Raw genomic sequence first — 7,727 nt, forward strand, 5'->3', positions numbered from 1 at the left:
CCAGAACCTGTTATTTTTATATTCATTTTGTTACTATTTCATTACGAAATTATTAATAAATTTATTTAGCAGTTGCTATTTTTTAATTTATTTAAAAATAATTACATAAAGTTTATCAAATGATAGTTAAAATTGTAAAAACTTTAATTATTTCTGTGTTTGTTGATTAATTTTTATTTGCATTATATTGGCAATGCTCAAAGCTTGTATTTTTATTTGTTCTGCTTTTTCTCCAAAGAAATTTTCATCAATGGCAATATAAAAATGAGTTAGCCAAATTGTAAATAGTTCAGGTGATAAATATTCTTTGGCATTTACATCCAAATGAATTTGTGTTAAATTGTTAGTATAGCCACCAGTTCCTAATATTGCCTGAGACCAAAAAATGACCAAAATAGGTAAATGCTCTTCAATTTTAATCTTAACGATAGCTGTAAAAATGTAACTGATTTTATCATCGGCTAATAGTTTTTTGTAAAACTCATTAACAAGAAAATATAAATCATCTTGATTTTGAATGTCTTTCATTTTTTTGAGTCATAATGTCTTAAAGTCAAAAGTCGAACGTCAAAGTATTTTTCAGGACCAAGACATTCGACTTTATTAACTTTTTGATTAAATTACATGTAAGCCTCAATCGGAGCACAACTGCACACTAAGTTTCGATCGCCATAGGCTTCATCTGCTCGACGAACCGTTGGCCAAAATTTATTGTCTGCCACATATTCCAACGGAAATGCCGCTTGTTCCCGAGTATAAGGATAAATCCAATTATCATTTGTAACCATCATTAAAGTGTGTGGCGCATTTTTCAAAACATTGTTTGGATTGTCCATTGTTGCTACTTCAATTTCTTTTCTTATTGCAATCATAGCGTCACAAAAACGATCCAATTCTTCTAAATTTTCGCTTTCTGTAGGTTCAATCATCATCGTTCCTGCTACTGGGAAGGAAACAGTAGGTGCGTGAAAGCCATAATCCATTAGTCGTTTTGCAATATCGGTAACTTCAATTCCCTTTTCTTTAAAAGGACGACATTCAATAATCATTTCGTGAGCAGCACGACCCATTTCTCCAGAATATAAAGTATCGAAATGACCGTTTAATTTTTCCTTAATATAATTGGCATTTAAAATGGCATACTCCGTAGATTTTTTCAATCCTTCAGCACCAAGCATACAAATGTATCCGTAAGAAATTAAGCAAACCAAAGCCGAACCCCATGGTGCTGCAGAAATTGCAGTTATCGCACTATCTCCACCAGTTGGAATAACAGGATTTGTTGGTAAAAACGGAACCAATTGTGGTGCAACGCAAATTGGTCCAACGCCTGGTCCACCACCTCCATGAGGGATGGCGAAGGTTTTGTGTAGATTTAAGTGACAAACATCAGCGCCTATGGTTGCCGGATTTGTCAATCCAACTTGGGCATTCATATTCGCACCATCCATATATACTTGTCCTCCATGATCGTGAATAAGTTGGGTAATTTCGCAAATAGCACTTTCAAAAACACCGTGAGTAGATGGATACGTTATCATTAAACAAGACAAATTTGCTGAGTGTAAAATGGCTTTTTCTCTTAAATCTTCTACATCGATATTTCCGTTTTCTAATGTTTTAGTTACGATAACTGTCATTCCAGCCATTGCAGCCGAAGCGGGATTTGTTCCGTGTGCCGACGAGGGAATTAAAGCAATATTTCTATGATGATCACCACGCGATTGATGATACGCCCGAATAACCATTAATCCTGCATATTCTCCTTGAGCACCAGAATTAGGCTGTAAAGTGGTTCCGGCAAAACCGGTAACTACATTCAATTGTTGCTCTAATTTAGTCAACATTTCTTGATAACCTTGGGCTTGATTTAATGGAGCAAATGGGTGAATATTATTCCATTGTACCATGCTTAAAGGCAGCATTTCTGAGGCAGCATTCAATTTCATGGTACAAGAACCAAGCGAAATCATAGAGTGATTTAATGCTAAATCTTTGCGTTCTAACATTTTGATGTAACGCATCAATGCCGTTTCTGAATGGTATTTGTTAAAAACTTCGTGTTGTAAAAACGTTGAGGTTCTTTCTAAATTTGACGGAATTTGATTTCCGTTTTGTAATTCAGAAATAGTTGAAGTTTGTTTGCCAGTTGCTTCCGCGAAAATGGATACAATTTTATTTAAATCAGTAATACTTGTGGTTTCGTTTAACGAAATAGATATTGTATTTTTATCAACATAAAGGAAGTTTACTTCGTTTTGTTCAGCAATTTTACGCACTTTTTTAGCGTCAGTTTTGATTACTATCGTATCAAAAAACGCTGTATTGGTTTGGTATAAACCTAATTTTTCCAATTCATTTGCTAAAGTTGCTGCCGAATTGTGTACTTTATTGGCAATATATTCTAAACCTTTTGGTCCGTGAAATACGGCATACATTCCAGCCATAACAGACAGTAAAACTTGAGCCGTACAAATATTTGAAGTTGCCTTGTCACGTTTGATGTGTTGTTCACGAGTTTGTAACGCCATACGAAGCGCACGATTACCGTCAGTATCTACAGTTACACCAATAATTCTTCCCGGCATCGAACGTTTGTATTCGGCTTTAGTAGCAAAATAAGCTGCGTGAGGTCCGCCATAACCTAAGGGTATTCCGAAACGCTGCGTTGTTCCTAAAACGACATCAGCGCCCATTTCTCCCGGTGAAGTTAGTTTTACCAAGCTTAAAATATCTGCTGCGACAGCTACTTTAATTTCTTTTGTTTTTGCTTTAGCAATAAATCCCGCGTAATCGTGTATTTGCCCAAATTTGCCTGGATATTGAAGAATAGCGCCGTAGAAATCATCAGAAAAATCAAATTCTTCGTGGTTTCCTATTACTAATTCCACACCAATTGGAGTAGAGCGTGTTTGTAAAACAGATAATGTTTGCGGTAAAATTTCTTCCGAAATAAAGAATCTATTCACGTTATTTTTCTTTTGTTCACGTGAACGAACGTCAAACAACAATGCCATTGCTTCTGCCGCTGCTGTTGCTTCGTCAAGCAGTGAAGCATTTGCAATTTCCATTCCAGAGAGTTCGATAACCATCGTTTGAAAATTCAAAATGGCTTCTAAACGACCTTGTGCAATTTCCGCTTGATAAGGAGTATAAGCCGTATACCACCCTGGATTTTCGAAAACATTTCTTTGAATTACCGCAGGAATAATCGCTTGGTTGTAGCCCAATCCAATATAAGATTGGAACATTTTATTCTTATCGCCTAATTTTTTTATATGATTTGCAAATTCAAATTCAGTCATCGCTGGTTCTAAATCTAAATCTGATTTTAAGCGAATATCTTTAGGAATAGTTTCAAAAATAAGCTGATCCATTGTTTCTGTACCAATAGTTTTCAACATATGTTGTAGGTCGTTATCATTTGGACCAATGTGGCGTAATGCAAATGCGTCTGTTTTCATTATATAGAGTGTTCTAAAGTAGTTTTATTTGTGTTTGCAATAATTAAAATCACAGGTGATTTTTAAAGAGACAAAATTAATTATTAAACTCTTAATTATAGGTTAAATGGAGGTCAAAATTTGAGAATTTTTCAACTAAAATCGGTTCTTATTAACAGTTTGATTATTTTTGTTGAATGCATGTTTTAAAGCGTTTTTTAGATTTTTACATACAATCCTCAATCCACGTTGGTCTGGCCGTTTTATGTTTAGTTTGTATAACCGTGTTTCCTAACGAAATGCTTAAACATTCGTTATATCTAAGTTGTGTTTTTTTTGGGACGATTGTGGGCTATAATTTCTTGAAATATTTTGAAGTTTTCACTAAAAATAATTTTTATTCCAAAAAGAATTATGGTATTTTGGGAGTTAGTTTATTAGCAATTATCGGTTTTTCTTATTTCTTTTTATTGTTGAATACTAAAGTTCAAAATCATCTACTTATGGGTGGATTATTTGTTTTATTTTATCCTTTTCTACGAAAATTGGGTTGGATGAAACTGTTTTTGGTCAGTTTTGTTGTGACTTATGTTACGGTTTATATTCCGTATCAAAGCTTTAAATGGTTGCCTATTGATTATTATATAACTCTATTGCAACGTTTTATAATTATAACAAGTTTACTTATTCCGTTTGAAATTATGGATAGTAAAACTGATGCGAAAACCTTGAACACTTTACCACAGTTGTTTGGAATTAATCACACCAAAGTCTTTGGTATTTTACTGGTAATTCCGTTTATGGGTTTAGAATTTTTTAAACAAAAAGCTGATTATTTCGCAATCCCAATTGGAATTATAACTATCTTGTTTATCAATTTTACTTCATTAAAACGAAATCAATATTACACCTCTTTTTGGGTGGAAAGCGTGCCGATTTTGTGGTTAATTCTTTTGATTTTATTTCAATAACCCCGCTCTCTTCAACAAAGCATCCGCATTTGGTTCTTGTCCTCTAAAACGTTTGTACAATTCCATTGGCAATTCGGTGCCGCCTTTTGAAAGTACATTATCTTTAAATTTGGTAGCCACGTCCTTATCGAAAATGCCGCATTCTTGGAAATAAGCAAAAGCATCCGCATCCAAAACTTCGGCCCATTTGTAGCTATAATATCCAGAGGAGTAACCACCTGCAAAAATATGGGAAAACGAAACCGACATGCAATTTTCGGCTACATCAGGATATAAAGTCGTGCCTTCAAAGGCCTTTTTTTCAAAGGCTTTTATATCTTTAATTTCGCTTGGATTATTGCTGTGAAAAGCCATATCCAGTAATCCGAAGCTCAATTGCCGCAAAGTCGCCATTCCTTCTTGAAAACTTGCACTTTCCTTAATTTTATTGACATATTCTTGCGGAATAATTTCGCCAGTTTCGTAATGTTTGGCAAACAACGCCAACGCTTCTGGTTCATAACACCAGTTTTCCATTATTTGGCTTGGCAATTCTACAAAATCCCAATATACTGATGTTCCAGACAAACTTGGGTAAGTCGTATTGGCTAACATGCCATGTAATCCGTGGCCGAATTCGTGAAACAAAGTTGTTACTTCATTAAAAGTTAAAAGTGACGGCTTGGTTTCGGTTGGTTTGGTAAAGTTGCAGACGTTCGAAATATGTGGTCTTTCGTTCTTGTTGTCTTTAATATACTGTGATTTGAAAGAAGTCATCCAAGCGCCATTTCGTTTACCTTTTCTAGGAAAGAAATCGGCGTAGAAAATAGCAACAAGTTCGCCAAATTCGTCTTTAACTTTGTAGGTGGTAACTTCTTCGTGATACTTATCAATATCGAAAACTTCGGTAAAAGTCAATCCAAATAGTTTTCCAGCAATAGTAAAAGCTCCATTTAAAACATTTTCCAACTGGAAATAAGGTTTTAATTTTTCGTCGTTCAAATTGAATAATTTCTGTTTCAATTTTTCTGAATAATAAGCTCCGTCCCATTTTTCTAAATGATCAATTCCGTCCAATGCTGCGGCGAAAGCCGTTAATTCGGCAAATTCTTTTTGAGCTGCAGGTTTGGCTTTGTCCAATAAATCATTAAAAAACGATTTTACTTTATCAGGATTTTGCGCCATTCGTTCTTCTAAAACAAAGTGAGAATGGGTTTCATATCCTAATAAATTGGCGCGTTTAAAACGCAATTTGGCAATCTTCAACGTGATTTCCTGATTGTCGAATTCGTTGTTTTGAAATGCTTTTTTACCCGCAGCAATGGCCATTTCTTTCCGCAACTCACGATTGTCGGCATAGGTAACAAAAGGCAAATAACTTGGATGATCTAATGTAAAAATCCAACCTTCGAGTTCTTTTGATTTTGCTAATGCTTTTGCCGCTTCGATTGTACCTTCTGGCAAGCCTTTTAAATCGCTTTCTTGGGTAATGTGCATTTGATAGTTGTTGGTTTCAGCCAAAACGTTTTCGCCGTAAGTCAGTTTTAGTTTGGCTAGCTCCGTGTCGATTTCGCGAAGTTTTAATTTTTTTTCCTTTGAGAGTAAGGCGCCGTTTCTAGAAAAACTTTTGAATTTTTTGTCCAATAAAGTCGCTTGTTCAGCGGATAAATTTAGACCGTCTTTTTGCTCATAAACCGCTTTTATTCTTTTGAATAAATCTTCGTTTAACGTAATATCATTGCTAAATTCAGTCAATAAAGGCGAAACTTCTTGCGCTATTTTTTGCATTTCCTCGCAAGTTTCAGCCGAATTTAGATTAAAGAAAATTGAGGATAATCGATCCAAAGCATTTCCAGAAAATTCCATCGCTTCGATTGTATTTTCGAAAGTTGGAGCAACAGGATTATTGATGATGGCATCAATTTCGGCTTTTGCAGCAGCAATATTCTCAATAAAAGCAGGTTGGTAATCGTTTAGTTTTATTTGCGAAAATGGCGCAGTATTGTGTTTTGTTAGGAATATTGATGTTAAGATGCTCATTGGTTATTTTTTAGCCCCGATAGAAGTGAAAATCCTTTTTGGGCTGGGGTTCAGCCCAAAAAGATTACTTCACTCTGCTTGCATTTTTATTTGAGTTCAGTGAACTTCGTTTGCAACGAATAGCGGGAAGTAGCTCCTGAAAAAATACAGGATGATTTTGAAATTATTTTTTTAAATTTTCTGAGGATTTATTCACAGCGTCTTTCAAACCTTCTTTGTAAAGGATGATTTTGTCTAAAACGCATTTGTCAGAAGTTCCGATGATTTGTGCGGCAAGAATTCCAGCATTTTTTGCTCCGTTTAAGGCAACAGTCGCAACGGGAACGCCACCCGGCATTTGCAAAATGGACAAAACAGAATCCCAACCATCGATAGAATTACTCGATTTTATTGGCACTCCAATCACAGGCAAAGGCGACATTGACGCCACCATTCCAGGTAAATGAGCCGCGCCACCAGCACCGGCAATAATAACTGAAATACCACGAGTGTGTGCATTTTTACTGAAATCGAATAGTTTTTCGGGTGTTCTGTGTGCGGATACAATATCGACTTCGGTTTCGATGTCAAATCCATGAAGGATGTCGATGGCTTCTTGCATAACTGGAAGATCACTTTTGCTTCCCATAATGATGGCTACTTTCATATTAATTGATAATTAACAATTGATAATTAATAATTATTCCGCAATTACACGGATGGTATTCTTAACTTCTTCTGCAATTTTTCTTGCTTCCTTCATATTCTTATTCACAATTGTAACATGTCCCATTTTGCGGAAAGGACGGGTTTGTTTTTTACCGTAAATATGAGGCGTGACGCCATTCCAACCCAAAATCGTTTCTATGTTTTCGTAAATTACATCGCCTGAAAAACCTTGTTCGCCCACCAAATTTACCATAATTCCTGCTACTTTGCTATCTGTATTCCCTAAAGGCAAATCCAAAATGGCACGCAAATGGTTTTCAAATTGGGAAGTATAACTCGCTTCTATTGAATAATGACCGGAATTGTGTGGTCTTGGAGCGACTTCATTAACTAAAATTTCATCGTCATGAGTTTGGAACATTTCTACTGCCAAAAGTCCCACGTGATGGAATTTTTTGGAAACATTCAACGCAATTGATCTCGCTTTTTCGGCAACTTTGTCGTCAATTCGAGCAGGACAAATTACGTATTCCACTTGATTAGCTTCTGGATGAAATTCCATTTCAACAACAGGATAAGTCTTAATTTCGCCTGAGGGATTGCGACAAACGATAACGGCTAATTCATTTTTGAAAGGAACCATTTC

General features: G+C 35.5%; 6 protein-coding genes. 1 reads left to right on the plus strand and 5 read right to left on the minus strand.

Annotated features, from left to right (window positions below):
• Positions 1–147 precede the first annotated feature (147 nt).
• Together ACOYLT_RS09220 and gcvP are read right to left on the minus strand one after the other, a co-directional pair.
• Positions 148–528, minus strand: a complete 381-nt coding sequence (locus tag ACOYLT_RS09220; protein ID WP_422853567.1) for a group III truncated hemoglobin — start codon at positions 526–528, stop codon at positions 148–150.
• A gap of 92 nt (positions 529–620) precedes the next feature.
• Positions 621–3,464 (minus strand): aminomethyl-transferring glycine dehydrogenase, encoded by a 2,844-nt coding sequence (gene gcvP, locus ACOYLT_RS09225; protein ID WP_422853568.1) that lies wholly within the window; start codon positions 3,462–3,464, stop codon positions 621–623.
• A gap of 482 nt (positions 3,465–3,946) precedes the next feature.
• Between gcvP and ACOYLT_RS09230 the strand changes: the two genes are divergently transcribed.
• Positions 3,947–4,414, plus strand: coding sequence for a hypothetical protein (locus ACOYLT_RS09230; RefSeq protein WP_422853569.1), 468 nt, complete (start codon positions 3,947–3,949; stop codon positions 4,412–4,414).
• On the opposite strand, the gene ACOYLT_RS09235 is transcribed toward ACOYLT_RS09230, so the two are convergent.
• The 3 genes from ACOYLT_RS09235 to ACOYLT_RS09245 form a co-directional block, all read right to left on the minus strand.
• Positions 4,403–6,433: a M3 family metallopeptidase gene (locus tag ACOYLT_RS09235; protein ID WP_422853570.1), complete on the minus strand. Its 2,031-nt coding sequence runs from the start codon at positions 6,431–6,433 to the stop codon at positions 4,403–4,405. The genes ACOYLT_RS09230 and ACOYLT_RS09235 overlap by 12 nt on opposite strands.
• Before the next feature lie 163 nt (positions 6,434–6,596).
• The gene (purE, locus tag ACOYLT_RS09240) at positions 6,597–7,079 is read right to left on the minus strand and encodes a 5-(carboxyamino)imidazole ribonucleotide mutase (protein WP_422853571.1); all 483 of its coding nucleotides are present in this window, start codon (positions 7,077–7,079) and stop codon (positions 6,597–6,599) included.
• 33 nt (positions 7,080–7,112) lie between these two features.
• The coding region (locus tag ACOYLT_RS09245) for an ATP-grasp domain-containing protein (protein ID WP_422853572.1) at positions 7,113–7,727 on the minus strand (615 nt) is incomplete at its 5' end.

Origin of the sequence: Flavobacterium sp. (assembly GCF_049318185.1) — a bacterium.
Classification (GTDB): domain Bacteria; phylum Bacteroidota; class Bacteroidia; order Flavobacteriales; family Flavobacteriaceae; genus Flavobacterium.

Bases quoted from the DNA above. Each gene is read 5' to 3' on its own strand.
- ACOYLT_RS09220 (WP_422853567.1), bottom strand. From the start codon at position 528: ATGAAAGACATTCAAAATCAAGATGATTTATATTTTCTTGTTAATGAG.
- gcvP (WP_422853568.1), bottom strand. From the start codon at position 3,464: ATGAAAACAGACGCATTTGCATTACGCCACATTGGTCCAAATGATAAC.
- ACOYLT_RS09230 (WP_422853569.1), top strand. From the start codon at position 3,947: ATGGGTGGATTATTTGTTTTATTTTATCCTTTTCTACGAAAATTGGGT.
- ACOYLT_RS09235 (WP_422853570.1), bottom strand. From the start codon at position 6,433: ATGAGCATCTTAACATCAATATTCCTAACAAAACACAATACTGCGCCA.
- purE (WP_422853571.1), bottom strand. From the start codon at position 7,079: ATGAAAGTAGCCATCATTATGGGAAGCAAAAGTGATCTTCCAGTTATG.